At 66.6% G+C, this 13,112-nt stretch carries 14 protein-coding genes; 5 read left to right on the forward strand and 9 right to left on the reverse strand.

Annotated elements, in window-relative coordinates; translation table 11 throughout:
- Nucleotide 1 precedes the first annotated feature (1 nt).
- On the forward strand, nucleotides 2–805 hold the full coding sequence (locus tag A6F68_RS05710; RefSeq protein WP_067677266.1) for a hypothetical protein: 804 nt from the start codon (nucleotides 2–4) through the stop codon (nucleotides 803–805).
- Between the two features lie 9 nt (nucleotides 806–814).
- Here A6F68_RS05710 and aroC read toward each other — a convergent pair whose 3' ends face one another.
- Nucleotides 815–1,897, reverse strand: a complete 1,083-nt coding sequence (gene aroC, locus A6F68_RS05715; protein ID WP_067677268.1) for a chorismate synthase — start codon at nucleotides 1,895–1,897, stop codon at nucleotides 815–817.
- Nucleotides 1,898–2,147: 250 nt separating this feature from the next.
- Here aroC and ruvA point away from each other — a divergent pair, with 250 nt between their 5' ends.
- From ruvA to ruvB, 3 genes are read left to right on the forward strand one after another with little or no spacing between them, the layout of a single operon-like run.
- The gene (ruvA, locus tag A6F68_RS05720; protein WP_067677270.1) at nucleotides 2,148–2,744 is read left to right on the forward strand and encodes a Holliday junction branch migration protein RuvA; all 597 of its coding nucleotides are present in this window, start codon (nucleotides 2,148–2,150) and stop codon (nucleotides 2,742–2,744) included.
- Nucleotides 2,741–3,157: a DoxX family protein gene (locus A6F68_RS05725; protein ID WP_067677272.1), complete on the forward strand. Its 417-nt coding sequence runs from the start codon at nucleotides 2,741–2,743 to the stop codon at nucleotides 3,155–3,157. Before ruvA ends, A6F68_RS05725 begins: the two co-directional genes overlap by 4 nt.
- Entirely contained in the window at nucleotides 3,154–4,188 is a 1,035-nt protein-coding gene (ruvB, locus tag A6F68_RS05730) for a Holliday junction branch migration DNA helicase RuvB (protein WP_067677274.1), read from the forward strand. Before A6F68_RS05725 ends, ruvB begins: the two co-directional genes overlap by 4 nt.
- Nucleotides 4,189–4,796: 608 nt before the next feature.
- Here the strand turns inward: ruvB and A6F68_RS05735 are convergent.
- From A6F68_RS05735 to A6F68_RS05760, 7 genes are all read right to left on the reverse strand, one after another.
- Nucleotides 4,797–5,381 carry a hypothetical protein gene (locus A6F68_RS05735; RefSeq protein WP_067677276.1) on the reverse strand — a complete coding sequence of 195 codons (585 nt, stop codon included), beginning with the start codon at nucleotides 5,379–5,381 and terminating at the stop codon, nucleotides 4,797–4,799.
- Nucleotides 5,382–5,510: a hypothetical protein gene (locus A6F68_RS15365; protein ID WP_257784460.1), complete on the reverse strand. Its 129-nt coding sequence runs from the start codon at nucleotides 5,508–5,510 to the stop codon at nucleotides 5,382–5,384. It lies immediately after the preceding gene.
- Between the two features lie 39 nt (nucleotides 5,511–5,549).
- Nucleotides 5,550–5,897: a hypothetical protein gene (locus A6F68_RS05740; RefSeq protein ID WP_067677278.1), complete on the reverse strand. Its 348-nt coding sequence runs from the start codon at nucleotides 5,895–5,897 to the stop codon at nucleotides 5,550–5,552.
- A gap of 82 nt (nucleotides 5,898–5,979) precedes the next feature.
- Nucleotides 5,980–6,678 carry a prolyl hydroxylase family protein gene (locus tag A6F68_RS05745; protein ID WP_067677280.1) on the reverse strand — a complete coding sequence of 233 codons (699 nt, stop codon included), beginning with the start codon at nucleotides 6,676–6,678 and terminating at the stop codon, nucleotides 5,980–5,982.
- A gap of 56 nt (nucleotides 6,679–6,734) precedes the next feature.
- Nucleotides 6,735–7,163, reverse strand: coding sequence for a rhodanese-like domain-containing protein (locus tag A6F68_RS05750; protein ID WP_232308205.1), 429 nt, complete (start codon nucleotides 7,161–7,163; stop codon nucleotides 6,735–6,737).
- Nucleotides 7,160–9,832 (reverse strand): aconitate hydratase AcnA, encoded by a 2,673-nt coding sequence (gene acnA, locus A6F68_RS05755; RefSeq protein ID WP_067677282.1) that lies wholly within the window; start codon nucleotides 9,830–9,832, stop codon nucleotides 7,160–7,162. The genes A6F68_RS05750 and acnA overlap by 4 nt, the downstream gene beginning before the upstream one ends.
- A gap of 88 nt (nucleotides 9,833–9,920) precedes the next feature.
- The gene (locus A6F68_RS05760; RefSeq protein WP_067682148.1) at nucleotides 9,921–10,814 is read right to left on the reverse strand and encodes a DMT family transporter; all 894 of its coding nucleotides are present in this window, start codon (nucleotides 10,812–10,814) and stop codon (nucleotides 9,921–9,923) included.
- A 160-nt stretch (nucleotides 10,815–10,974) separates the two neighbouring features.
- Here A6F68_RS05760 and A6F68_RS05765 point away from each other — a divergent pair, with 160 nt between their 5' ends.
- The gene (locus tag A6F68_RS05765; RefSeq protein ID WP_067677284.1) at nucleotides 10,975–12,390 is read left to right on the forward strand and encodes a L,D-transpeptidase family protein; all 1,416 of its coding nucleotides are present in this window, start codon (nucleotides 10,975–10,977) and stop codon (nucleotides 12,388–12,390) included.
- 7 nt (nucleotides 12,391–12,397) lie between these two features.
- Here the strand turns inward: A6F68_RS05765 and A6F68_RS05770 are convergent, their stop codons facing one another.
- The gene (locus tag A6F68_RS05770; RefSeq protein WP_067677287.1) at nucleotides 12,398–13,111 is read right to left on the reverse strand and encodes a murein L,D-transpeptidase catalytic domain-containing protein; all 714 of its coding nucleotides are present in this window, start codon (nucleotides 13,109–13,111) and stop codon (nucleotides 12,398–12,400) included.
- Between the last annotated feature and the right edge of the window lies 1 nt (nucleotide 13,112).

The raw sequence follows: 13,112 nt of genomic DNA on the forward strand, positions 1-13,112 counted from the left end.
CATGAGTTTGCATTCCGACGAAGCCGGCGCCAGCGCCTTAAGACCCGTCGCACAAAAAGTCGCCGTCCTGATGGCGGTGATCCTGCAGATCGGGGCAGGCTTCCTGCCGCGTCTCGGCATCGGGCAGGAAGTCGGTGCGCGCTCCGACACGGTGGACACGCTCGTGACCCCTGCGGGCTGGGCGTTCGCCATCTGGGGGCCGCTGTTCGCCGGCGCGGTCCTGTTCTCGATATACCAGTTGCTTCCGGCACAACGAGCCGACCGCCTGCTGGACCGGGTGGCATGGCCCGCGGCGGGGACCTTCGCAGCCAACGGGGTATGGTCGCTGTACGTCCAGACCGCCGCGATCGACGCGGTATCGGTCGTCATCATCGCCGCCAGCCTCGCATGCGCCCTCATCGCCTATCGCCGGATCGCGCGCTTCGAACGGCCGCTCGCGACGAGGGAACGGTGGCTGGTCATGCTGCCGCTCAGCGCCCTGGCCGCCTGGCTGACGGCGGCGACGATCGTCAACGTGACCTCTGCCCTGACATTCTACGGCTGGGGTGGAAACGGCAGCCAGCCCGCGCTGGCCGCGGCGATCATAATCGTGGGCGGGGTGATCGCGGCGCTTGCCGTTTACCGGGAGCGCGGAAACCCGGTCTACGCGGCCGTGTTCCTCTACGCCCTTTTTGCGATCCATGCGGATGGCGGGCAACGTGCGTCGCTGGTGGCGTTCGCGACCCTCGCAGCCGCGCTCACGGTCATATTCGCAACGGTCGCCGCACTGCGCCACGTCGACAATCGGCGCCGCTGGTTCGGCTAATGTCCGCGGCTAGCGCGGGCCGACCTGCGCGCGGTCCAGCAGTTTGTGATCAGCCAGCACCAGCGCCATCATCGCCGCGACCACGGGTGTGCCGCGGATACCGACGCAGGGGTCATGGCGGCCCTTGGTGCGGATTTCCGTGGCGTTGCCCTCTCGGTCGATCGTCTCGACAGGGGTGAGGATCGAACTGGTCGGCTTGAACGCCACGCGGCAGACCACGGGCTGCCCGGTGCTGATGCCGCCCGCGATCCCGCCCGCGTGATTGGCCTCGAAGCGCGGGCCGTCGTTGCCGGGGCGCCCAGGACGCATTGCGTCGGCGTTCTGCTCGCCGGTCAGTCGCGCGGCGGCGAACCCGTCGCCGATCTCCACCGCCTTGACCGCGTTGATCCCCATCATGCCGCCCGCAAGGTCGGCATCGAGCTTGGCATAGATCGGCGCCCCCCATCCGGCAGGGACGCCGTGCGCCACGCATTCCACCACCGCGCCGAGCGAGGAGCCGGCGAGCCGCGCCTCGTCGACCATCGCGGCCCAGCGCTGGGCCGCCTCGGCGTCGGGGCACCAGAAGGGGTTGTTGCCGACCTCCGACGGGTCGAAATTCGCGCGGTCGATGCCGTCGCCGCCGATCTCGACGACGTAGGCCTCGATCCGCACCTCGGGGATGACCAGGCGCGCCACCGCCCCCGCCGCGACCCGCGCCGCGGTCTCGCGCGCGGACGAGCGCCCGCCGCCGCGATAGTCGCGAAAACCGTACTTGGCGTCGTAGGCATAGTCGGCGTGGCCCGGGCGATAGGCCTTGGCGACCTCGGAATAGTCCTTCGAACGCTGGTCTACGTTCTCGATCATCAGGCTGATCGGCGTGCCGGTCGTCTTGCCCTCGAACACACCCGACAGCACGCGCACCGCGTCGGGTTCCTGCCGCTGGGTGGTGAACTTGTTCTGCCCCGGCCGCCGCGCGTCGAGCCAGGGCTGGATGTCCGCCTCGCTCAGCGAAAGGCCCGGAGGACATCCGTCGACCACCGCGCCCAGCGCCGGCCCGTGGCTTTCGCCCCAGGTCGTCATGCGGAATACGCGTCCGAAGGTGTTCCAGCTCATGGGCCTTTCCATAGCCCGAATGATGGTCATGTCGAGCGATGCAGATTTTGCTGTCCTACAAGGCTGCATTTGTGTCAGGCGGGAAGGCCATGTTCGCGCCCTGTTCCTTCTCGTCCCACGTCGACAGGGTTGAAGTCGTGATACGTGATCGGGTGGCCGGTTTCAGGTGTAGACTTCGTGTCGCCTTTCGCTTGCGGAGAACGCCGCGCACCGACTGGTCAAGCGCGCTTCGCTCGGGCACGAACCGGCCATGATTGCCAAGCTGAAGGGTATCCTCGACGAAACCGGCACCGACTGGGCGGTGATCGACGTCGCGGGCGTCGGCTACCTCGTCCACTGCTCGTCGAAGACGCTGGCCGCGCTTGGCGAAGCGGGCGAGGCGTGCACGGTCTACACCGACCTGCAGGTGTCCGAGAACGACATGCGCCTGCTCGGCTTCGCCAGCGGGACGGAGCGCGACTGGTTCCGCCTGCTCACGCAGGTGCAGGGCGTGGGCAGCAAGGTCGCGCTGGCGATCCTCTCGGCGCTCAGCCCCGAAGAACTGCAACGCGCCTGCGCCGCGCAGGACGCCGCCAGCGTGGCCCGCGCGCAAGGCGTCGGGCCGAAGCTGGCCGGCCGCATCGTCAACGAGCTGAAGGACAAGGCCGGCGCGTTGCCTTTGGGCGCTGGTGTCGCCATGCCGATGCCGAAAGGCGGGGCGAGCGCCGACGCGGTCAGCGCGCTTCAGAACCTCGGCTTCAAGCCCCAGATCGCCGCCGCCGCCGTCGCCCGCGCGATCGACGAACTGGGCGAATGTGCAGCGGAAAGCGACTTGATCAGGATTGCGTTAAGAAGGGCCGCAGGATGAATGTAAAACTCGCCAGTTTTTCCCGGTTCAGCGACCTTACGCTGTTCGGTCTGCGCGCGCTGACCGGCGCCTTCCTCGTCCACGAGACCTGGGACAATGTCTCCAGCGCCGTGCGGATGGCGGAGTTCGTGAAATTTCTCGACCAGTTCGGATTCCCCGCGCCGCAGCTTATGGCCCCGCTCTCGGTGGCGATCCAGTTCGGTTGCGGGATACTGTTGATCCTGGGCCTGTTCACGCGCGTTGCCGGCCTGCTGATCGCGGCGAACTTCGTCGTGGCGGTCGCGATGGTCCATTGGAGCGAGCCGTTCCGCGGCTGGTGGCCGGCGATCGTGCTGGTGTTCCTGGGCCTCCATTTCGCTGCGGCCGGATCGGGCAAGTTCGGGATCGACGCCATGTGGGGCAAGCGAGGGTGACGGAACCCGTTCCTCTCCATACCCCCCAGCGCCAGCCGGAGGACCCGGACGCCGCGCTGCGGCCGAAGTCGCTCGGCGAGTTCGTCGGGCAGGAGGCGGCGCGGGAGAACCTGCGCGTGTTCGTCGATGCGGCCAAGGCGCGCGGCGAGGCGATGGACCACGTGCTGTTCTTCGGTCCGCCGGGTCTCGGCAAGACGACGCTCGCGCAGATCGTGGCGAAGGAACTCGGGGTGGGGTTCCGCGCAACATCTGGCCCGGTGATCGCCAAGGCGGGCGATCTGGCCGCGTTGCTCACCAACCTGGAAGCGAACGATGTCCTCTTCATCGACGAGATCCACCGGCTCAATCCGGTGGTCGAGGAGGTGCTCTATCCCGCGATGGAGGATCGCGCGCTCGACCTGATCATCGGCGAGGGGCCGTCCGCGCGCTCGGTGCGGATCGACCTGCCGCCGTTCACGCTGATCGGCGCGACGACCCGGCAGGGACTGTTGACCACGCCGCTGCGCGACCGGTTCGGCATCCCGGTGCGGCTCAATTTCTACACCGTCGAGGAGCTCGAACGGGTGGTGACGCGCGGGGCGGGACTGCTTGGCCTTCCGCTCGGTCCGGGCGGTGCGCGCGAGATCGCCCGCCGCAGCCGCGGCACACCGCGCGTGGCAGGCCGGCTTCTGCGCCGGGTGCGCGACTTCGCGCACGTGCAGGGCGACGTTGCGGTGACTGCGGGGGTGGCCGATGCCGCGCTCACCCGGCTGGAGATCGACAACCTCGGCCTCGACGCGATGGACCGGCGTTACCTCCGCATGATCGCGGGCACCTACAAGGGCGGGCCGGTGGGGGTCGAGACGCTGGCCGCAGGGCTTTCCGAGCCGCGCGACACGATCGAGGAAGTGATCGAGCCGTACCTGATCCAGCTCGGCCTCGTCGCCCGCACTGCCCGCGGGCGCTGCCTCAATGATGCGGGCTGGCAGCATCTCGAAATGCAGCCGCCCGCAGGCTCGCAGACAGGCCTGTTCGACCTCGGCGACAAGTGATTCGCGGTTAACGCCAAATTGACCCTGTTCCTCCGCGTTCTGCGGCCGAACGGTTAACCGGCGTTAGAAAACCGGTTCCGGATTGGGACAGACCCGGCCCGCGAACCCCGGTGGGTCTCGAAAAGAGGAGTTCGGCCGAGTTTTTCTTGGTTAATTCAATTGTCGGTAAGGAGTGGCTGCCGTTTCCTGATGCGACAGGGGCCTAATTCCGCCGGAGCCGCCGGCAGGGAGTCCCCGCAGGAAACGAAGGTACTGCCCATGTCGGTCAAGATGGCCCTGGCGAAACTGTCTGCAACCGCTGCCGGAACCGCGCTGCTCGTGGGCGGCGCTGCCCATGTCGCCGAGACGCAGGCCGCGGGCCCGAAGCAGGTCAAGTCGGTCAAGTCGGTGAAGGCGCAGCCGGTCAAGTACGTCAAGCAACGTACGGTGACGCACCGCCATGAGCCCCGGCCCGTCAAGCGTAAGCGCACCATCGTGAAGCGCGAGATCGAGTGCGTGCCTGCGGGTCCTGCGGCGATCGGTGCCTACGGTGCCACGTCGGGCATGGCGCACGGTCCGGCCCATGGAGCCCACGGCGCGATCGACCCGAATTGCCCGCCTACCTACGCCTATGCGATGGCCCCGATCGCTCTTCCGCCCCCGGCCCCGGTCGGCGGCGGCAGCAGCGGCGGCGTGACCGTGATCGGCGGCAGCGGCGGCTTCGGCGGCGGCTTTGGCGGCGGGTTCTTCGGCGGGTTCTTCGGCGGGGGCGGTTCGAGCGGCGGCAGCGTGACCGTGACCTCGACGACTTCTACCTCCACCTCGGGCAGCAGCAGCGGCGATTTCCCGTCGCCACCTCCGCCCTCGAGCAGCGGAGATTTCCCTCCGGGTGCGCCGCCTTCGAGCAGCGGCGATCCCTCACCGCCGCCTCCGTCGAGCAGCGGCTCGTCGAGCGGCATCAGCATTGTCATCAACAATAACAACAACAACAACAACAGTTCGAACAACTCGTCGAACCAGAACCAGAGCCAGTCCAGCACGTCGAGCTCGGGCAATGTCAGCTCCACGTCGGGCAATGTGTCGTCGAGCTCGGGGAATGTGAGCTCGAGCTCAGGAAACGTGTCATCGAGTTCGGGCAATGTCTCGAGTTCCTCGTCGACATCGTCGGGCAACGTCTCCTCGTCATCGGGCAACGTCTCCAGCTCGTCGGGCAACTATTCGAGTACGTCGACCTCGACCTCGGGCAACGTCAGTTCGTCGTCCTCGTCATCGTCTTCCAGCTCTTCGTCGTCTTCCTCTTCCTCGAGCAGCAGCAGCTCCAGCTCGGGCGGCACTTCGGGCAAGCCCGGATATGGCTCGTCCGGTGGCCACGCATCGTCCAGCTATGGATCGTCAGGCCATGGCTCCTCGAGCCGCGGCTCGTCCGGGTGGGGCGGATCGAACGGGTCGAGCGGCAGCTCGTCGGGCAGCAGCAGCGGATCGAGCAGCAGCAGCGGCATGTCGACGAGCGGTTCAAGCTCGGGCAACATGACCACCTCGACCAGCGGCTCGTCCTCGTCGTCGAGCTCCTCATCGTCGAGCTCCAGCTCGTCCTCGAGCGGGTCGTCGTCGGGATCGTCGAGCGGCTGGCATGGCTCTTCAAGCGGCACGCCCGTTCCCGCGCCGCCGATGACGATACTGTTCGGTGCAGCCGCAGCAGCAGCACTCGTGCGGCGCAAGAAAAAGGCCAAGCAGGCGGGCTGAGCCTCGAAGCAGGACCGCCATGCGAAGGGGCGGCCTCCTACGCGGAGGTCGCCCCTTTTCGCATCGGCGCTAGGCGAGGAGCCGGTACGGTCCTTGCCTGTACCATTTCGTGATGACGTGTTTGATACCGCGCTTCACAGCCAGCGCTGCGTGCAGCGTGTTCGAATTGGGCGACCCGTCAGGCCGCATGTTGTTCCAGATGACGAGCGTACCCGCTTCGGGCGCGAGCCGCAGGTCGAACTTGGGAAACTCGGTTTCCCCGCCCTCGCGCGGCTCATTGAGATAGATCATCGCGGTCCACGTCCGCTGCCCGCCACGCGCCGATTCATCGGATGTGATCCGGTCGGCGCCGTGGAAGAAGTCGTGATGATGGCGGTACTGCTGACCGACGTGATATCGCTGACCCTGCATCGGTTCCGAGAAGACCTTGCTGATGCCGAGCAATTCGTCGACGTAATCCTCAAGGCTGCAGTTCAGCGGGTCCTCACGGTCGAAATGGTGCGTAGAGCTGGACCGAATCTCCCTATGGACGCCGTCACCCAGGACTGTCGAAGGGACCGCGCGGGAATTGATCACGCGAACGATCTCTCGGCAATCGGTCCGGCCGAGGAACTTCGGCACCCGGTACAGTTCGCCGCCGTCGGAAACCAGCTGTTCTACGGCTGGATGGGCCTGCAGACGGGCACGCACCCATTGCCCGATAAGGGCGCGCTGGCGTCGGCTTTCCTCGATCGCGGCGGGATCGATGTCGGAGGAGACGGCGTTCATGCCGTCCACTGTACCTTCAGCCAGTCAAATAACGCTTAACTCTCCGTCGGCGGAAGTCACTGCAAGGCGGTGACCGACCGCCCGCTCTCCTGCCAGGCGAGAATGCCGCCGGCGAGGTGGACCGCGCTGCCGGTCGCATCTTCGAGCATCTCCGCCGCTGTCAGCGATCTTTTGCCCGAGCGGCAATAGAGGACGGTCTGCTTGTCCGCGACTTGCGGGACCGCGCCCGGTTCGAACTGGTCAAGCGGCATGTTCACTGCGCCCGCGATATGGCCTTCGGCAAACTCCTCGGGCGTGCGGACGTCGACCAGCACGACCTTTCCGGCATCGACCAGCGCGCCAAGCTGCCGTGCGTCAAGCGACGCGATTCCCTCGGATACCGATGCGACGTCTGCGGCGGCGGTGTTCGCCTCGGATGTCGAGCATCCGGTCACCGCCAGCGCGAGTGCGGCGGCGGCAACAGATAACCGCGTCCGCACCGTCACGACGCCAGCTTGCGCAGGACGTAGTGCAGGATGCCGCCGTTGAAGTAGTATTCGAGCTCGTTCGCGGTATCGATCCGGCACAGCGCGGTGAAGCTGGTCGTGCTCCCGTCGGCCTTGGTCACCTCGACTTCGACGTCCTGGCCGGGCTGGATGTCCGCGAGCCCGCGGATCGTGAAGCTGTCGTCGCCGGTGAGGCCGAGCGAGGTCCGGCTCTCGCCGTCCTTGAACTGCAGTGGGAGAACGCCCATCCCGACGAGGTTCGAGCGGTGGATCCGCTCGAAGCTCTCGACGATCACCGCGCGCACGCCGAGAAGGTTGGTGCCCTTGGCCGCCCAGTCGCGTGACGAGCCGGTGCCATATTCCTTGCCTGCGATGACGACCAGCGGCGTGCCGTCGGCCTTGTGCTTCATCGCCGCGTCGTAGACCGGCATTGTCTCGCCCTTGTAGCTCGAGAAGCCGCCCTCGGTGCCGGGGACCATCTCGTTCTTAATGCGGATGTTGGCGAAAGTGCCGCGCATCATCACTTCATGGTGACCGCGGCGCGCGCCGTACGAGTTGAAGTCGGCCTTCGCGACCTGGTGCTCCATCAGCCACTGGCCCGCGGGGCTATCGGCCTTGATCGAGCCGGCCGGGCTGATGTGGTCGGTGGTGATCGAATCGCCCAGCACCAGCAGCGGCTTGGCGTCGACGATGTCGGTCACCGGCGCCGGGGTCATCGTCATGCCGTCGAAGTAGGGCGGATTGGCGATGTAGGTCGATCCGGCGCGCCACTTGTAGGTTTCGCTGCCCGTCACGTCGATCGCCTGCCAGTGCGCATCGCCCTTGTAGACGTCGGCGTAGCGGGTCTGGAACATTTCCCGATCGACGTTGGCGAGCATTGTCTCGGCCACTTCCTCGTTCGAGGGCCAGATATCCTTGAGATAGACGTCCACACCGTCCCTCGACTGGCCGATCGGGGTGGTCGTGAAGTCCTCGATCACCGTCCCCTTGAGGGCATAGGCAACCACGAGCGGCGGGCTGGCGAGGAAGTTGGCCCGCACGTCCGGCGAAACGCGGCCCTCGAAGTTGCGGTTGCCGCTGATCACCGCGCTGGCGACGAGGCCGTTGTCGTTGATCGCCTTGCTGATCGGCTCGGCCAGCGGACCGGAATTGCCGATGCAGGTCGTGCAGCCGTAGCCGACGAGGTTGAAGCCGATGTTGTCGAGGTGCTTCTGAAGGCCGGCCTTCACCAGGTAGTCGGTGACCACCTGCGACCCTGGCGCAAGCGACGTCTTGACCCACGGCTTGGGCTTGAGGCCGAACTCGTCGGCCTTCTTCGCAACGAGGCCGGCGGCGACGAGCACGCCCGGGTTCGAGGTGTTCGTGCAGCTGGTGATCGCGGCGATCATCACGTCGCCGTCGCCCACGTCGAAGTCCTTGCCTTCGACCGGCACGCGCGTGACGCTCTTCTTGTAGGTTTCCGCCATGTCCTGGGCGAAGACGTCGTCCACTTCGGTCAGGTCGACACGGTCCTGCGGGCGCTTGGGCCCGGCGAGCGAGGGGACCACGCTGCCCATGTCGAGCTCGAGGGTCGAAGAGAACACCGGGTCGGCGGCCGAAGGATCGATCCACAGGCCCTGTTCCTTGGCATAGGCCTCGACCAGCGCGATCTGCTGCTCTTCCCGGCCGGTCAGTCGCAGGTAGTCGAGCGTCTTGTCGTCGATCCCGAAGAAGCCGCAGGTCGCGCCGTATTCGGGCGCCATGTTGGCCAGCGTCGCGCGGTCAGCGAGGCTGAGCGAGGCGAGGCCGGGGCCGTAGTATTCGACGAAGCGTCCGACCACGCCGTGCTTGCGCAGCATGTTGGTGCAAGTCAGCACAAGGTCGGTCGCGGTCACGCCTTCCTTGAGCTTCCCGGTCAGCTTGAAGCCGACAACCTCGGGGATCAGCATCGAGACCGGCTGGCCGAGCATCGCCGCCTCCGCCTCGATCCCGCCCACGCCCCAGCCCAGCACGCCGAGACCGTTGATCATCGTGGTGTGGCTGTCGGTGCCGACGCAGGTGTCGGGATAGGCGACGGTCGCCCCGGCCTGATCCTTGCTGGTCCAGACGGCCTGCGCGATGTTTTCCAGGTTCACCTGGTGGCAGATGCCGGTGCCCGGCGGCACGGCATAGAAGTTGTTGAGCGATTTCGACCCCCACTTGAGAAAGTCGTAGCGCTCCATGTTGCGCTGGTATTCGATTTCGACGTTCTCCTCGAACGCCTTGGGGTGGCCGAATTCATCGACCATGACCGAGTGGTCGATCACCAGGTTGACCGGGACCAGCGGGTTGATCTTGCTGGTGTCGCCGCCAAGCTTCGAGATCGCGTCGCGCATCGCGGCCAGGTCGACGACGCAGGGCACTCCGGTGAAGTCCTGCAGCAGCACGCGTGCCGGCCGGTACTGGATCTCCGAGCCGGTTACGGGGTTCTTCTGCCAATCGGCGAGCGCCTGAATGTGGCCGACCGAGACGGTGAAGCCCGCATCCTCGAACCGCAGCAGGTTCTCGAGCAGGACCTTCATGCTGAAGGGCAGGCGGCTGACGTCGCCGATCGTCTCCGATGCCTTTTTCAGCGAGTAGTAAGCGTAGTCCTGCCCTCCCACGTTCAGATTGCTGCGGGTTCCGAGCGAGTCCTTGCCGACCTGGGTCATGCGTGCGTCGATCCTTGGCTTGAGTGAGCGGAAATATTGCCCGCGCTCCTGCGCGCACCGTCGGGCGAGGTCAAGGGGAGGGGTAGGGTCAGAGCGCGGTCTGCTCGGGTTCCGGGGGCTTGCCGCGCGTGGCGATCCAGCAACCGGCGACAATGAGCATGGCGCCCGCGGTGGTCGAGATCGAGACCGCCTCACCGAAGAACAGCCAGCCGAAGAGCACGGCCCAAAGGAAGCCGGTGTACTCGAGCGGAGCGAGGCGCTGGGTCTCCGCCCGGGCGTAGGCCCAGGTCAGCAGCATCGCGCCCGAATAGGAAAGCAGGGTGCTTATGCCAATATCGCGCCAGGCGCCGGCATCGGGCCAGACGAGGAAGAACGGCGCGAACCAGATCAGCACCAGAAACGAGATCGCGCTCTGGAAGGTCACCACTTCGAGCGGTTTGGCAACGAGTGCCTGCTGGCGCTGCAGGACGAGGTTCCACGCATAGAGCAGCGCCGATCCGAGGACCGCAGCGATGCCGAGCGGGGCATTGCCGGTCATCGTTTCGCGCAGGATCTTGCCCGCGAGGATAACGAGAACGCCGACGAGCCCGAGAAGCGCTCCGATGATCACGCGGCGCCCGATCTTCTCGCCGAGCAGCACCGCGGCGAGGAACAGCGCGATGAGCGGCGCCACGAAGCTGATCGCGATCGCCTGTGCCAGCGGCAGGAATGTGAGGCCGTAGAAGAATAGGAACCCCATCACGGCGACGACCACGCCGCGGACCAGGTGGATGCGCAATGCGGGCCGCGCGGGCCATTTCCCGCCGGATAGGCGCCACGCCGGAAACGCCACCGCGAATCCGAGTGGCGCGCGCAGCAGCAGCGCGCTGTAGGCCCCGACCGCCAGCGAAGCGTTCTTCATGAATGCGTCCATCCAGCTCAGCAGCCCGATCGCCAGCACCGCGGCAAGCAGGGGTAGGACGGGATGATCGCTGCGCGGCATGGCCTGCGCGCCGTTCGTGACATTCGCGCCACCGGTCAAGCGGGATTCAGCCGAGCTTCAGCCGCGCGCGTTGAAGGACGCGGGGCACAGGGGCTATAGACCTTTTGCGAGTGGAGGGCGCCGCGGTGGGCGGCGCCGGGAAAGACGAGGAATTCTGGCGGTGATCGAGGGAAGCAAGCGGTTCTGGCTGATCGGCGCGGCCCTGGCGGCGTTGCCGGCAAGCGCATGGGCGCAGGCCAGGGGCCCGGAAAATCTCCTGCCCCCCGAACCGCCGATCGTCGCTCCGCAGAAGGTCATGAGCCCCGACGATGTCACCGCATCGATCGACGCGATGGGCAAGCGCGCGGAAATGGCCGCCACCGTCCAGCCGGTTGCTCCCGAAGTCCAGGTGTGGACTGTCGCCGATGCGCGCGCGCTGGTGGGCGTAATCGCCTCGATCGGCAGCGAAGGGCTCGATCCCAAGGATTACCAGCCCGACCAGCTCGCCGCCGCCATCGCCGCAGGCCCGGGACAGGCCCTGAACGAGGCCGCCAGCCGGAGCTTTGCGTGGCTGGTCGAGGACCTGCGCGACGGACGCACGCCGATGGAGGCGCGCAAGCAGTGGTTCGTCGTCGATCCCGACCCCGATCGCTATCGCACCGGCGAAGTGATGGCCCAGGCGCTGGCCAATCGTTCGATTGCCGCCAGCCTCATGGCGCTCAATCCGGAGCACCCGGACTACGGCCACCTCAAGGCGGAGCTCGCCAACACGACCGACCCCGCCAAGCGCAAGCTGATCCGTGCGAACATGGACCGCTGGCGCTGGCTGGCCCGTGACCTCGGCCCGCAGTTCCTGTTGACCAACGTTCCCGAGTATCAGCTGCGCCTGACGGTCAACCACAAGATCATCAGCACCTATCGCACGATCGTCGGCAAGCCGGGTCGGACCGCGACCCCGCAGCTCGCCGAGACCGTCGAAGGGGTTATCTTCAACCCGACCTGGACCGTGCCGCAGTCGATCGTGAAGGGCGAAGGACTTGGCGCGAAAGTGCTCGGCAATCCGGGCTGGGCCAAGGCCGCCGGATACCGCGGATGGAAGGACAAGGAGACAGGGTTCGTCACCGTGGTCCAGCAGCCGGGCGCGAACAATTCGCTCGGCCTGATGAAGCTCGATATGCCCAATCCGCACGCGATCTTCCTCCACGACACGCCCAACCGCAACCTGTTCAACCAGGAGAACCGGGCGCTCAGCCACGGCTGCGTGCGGACCGAACGCGCGCAGGAGCTGGCGATAACGCTGGCGATCCTGGGCAACCTCGCCACGACGCCCGAAGCGCGCAAGGCGGCCGCCGACGAAGCCGTCGCGATCAGCACCAGCGGCAAGTACACCCGTGTGCCGATCCAGAAGTCGATGCCGGTCTACATCACCTATTTCACGATGGGCCGCGACATCGAGGGCAAACTGCGCGAATTCAAGGACATCTACGGCCGCGACGCGCCCGTTCTGGCGAGCTTCGATGCACCGCGGCAGGCGAATCGTGCTCGCGCGACGAGCGAAGAAGCCGTCGAGATCGTGGACGACCTGCAGACGACCTGAGTGCGGCTCAGAACGCTCCCGGAACCAGAGGCGGCTGCGGCGCGCCCTCGGGCACGATAAGCTGGAGGTCCTTCGGGGGCTGTGTCACAGTTTCGCCCGCAGGCCCAATGCCGAGCTTGTCGCAGAACAGCAGGCGTCCGCCGGCGAGGCGGAGCAGGGCCACCTTGAAATCGGCGTCGCTCATCGCAAAGCAGCCGTTCGAGCGGCCCATTCGGCCATAGCGTTCGACATGCGACGGCTCTGCGTAGGCGGCGCGGTGCATGACGATCGCGCGGTCGAGCGCGTTGGAGTTGCTCCGGTCGAGCCCTTCCAGCCTGACCGAAGTGCCGAACTTGCCCGTGTACCAGCCGAAGGTCATGTAGGCGCCATTGCTGCTGCACCACGATTCGGGGACGTTGGAGAACCAGTTGAGCCAGCCGTCGTGCTCGGGGTCCGAACCCATGCCGTGCGAGCAGCGGTAACTGTCGACCGTGCCGGTATCGAAGTTGACCATGTGAAGGCGCGGCAGGCTCGAATGCAGGCCGTAGTCGACCACGCCGACGATATCGCGATGCCACAAACCGGCACCATGCTTCGCCAGCTGCTCCTGCGCGATGGCGAACAGCCGACGGTCGCGCATGCCGAGCGAGATCGGAACGGCCGGTACCTGGGCGCGCGCGACGGGGGCCGCCAGCGCGGCGGCGGCTGCGATCGTACCCGCAAGGAGTTCGCGCCGTTTCATG

It is taken from the genome of Tsuneonella dongtanensis, from assembly GCF_001698205.1.
Taxonomy (GTDB): Bacteria; Pseudomonadota; Alphaproteobacteria; order Sphingomonadales; family Sphingomonadaceae; genus Tsuneonella; species Tsuneonella dongtanensis.

Bases quoted from the DNA above. Each gene is read 5' to 3' on its own strand.
- acnA (WP_067677282.1), bottom strand. From the start codon at position 9,832: ATGACCCAGGTCGGCAAGGACTCGCTCGGAACCCGCAGCAATCTGAAC.
- A6F68_RS05725 (WP_067677272.1), top strand. From the start codon at position 2,741: ATGAATGTAAAACTCGCCAGTTTTTCCCGGTTCAGCGACCTTACGCTG.
- A6F68_RS05745 (WP_067677280.1), bottom strand. From the start codon at position 6,678: ATGAACGCCGTCTCCTCCGACATCGATCCCGCCGCGATCGAGGAAAGC.
- A6F68_RS05770 (WP_067677287.1), bottom strand. From the start codon at position 13,111: ATGAAACGGCGCGAACTCCTTGCGGGTACGATCGCAGCCGCCGCCGCG.
- A6F68_RS05710 (WP_067677266.1), top strand. From the start codon at position 2: ATGAGTTTGCATTCCGACGAAGCCGGCGCCAGCGCCTTAAGACCCGTC.
- ruvA (WP_067677270.1), top strand. From the start codon at position 2,148: ATGATTGCCAAGCTGAAGGGTATCCTCGACGAAACCGGCACCGACTGG.
- aroC (WP_067677268.1), bottom strand. From the start codon at position 1,897: ATGAGCTGGAACACCTTCGGACGCGTATTCCGCATGACGACCTGGGGC.
- A6F68_RS05760 (WP_067682148.1), bottom strand. From the start codon at position 10,814: ATGCCGCGCAGCGATCATCCCGTCCTACCCCTGCTTGCCGCGGTGCTG.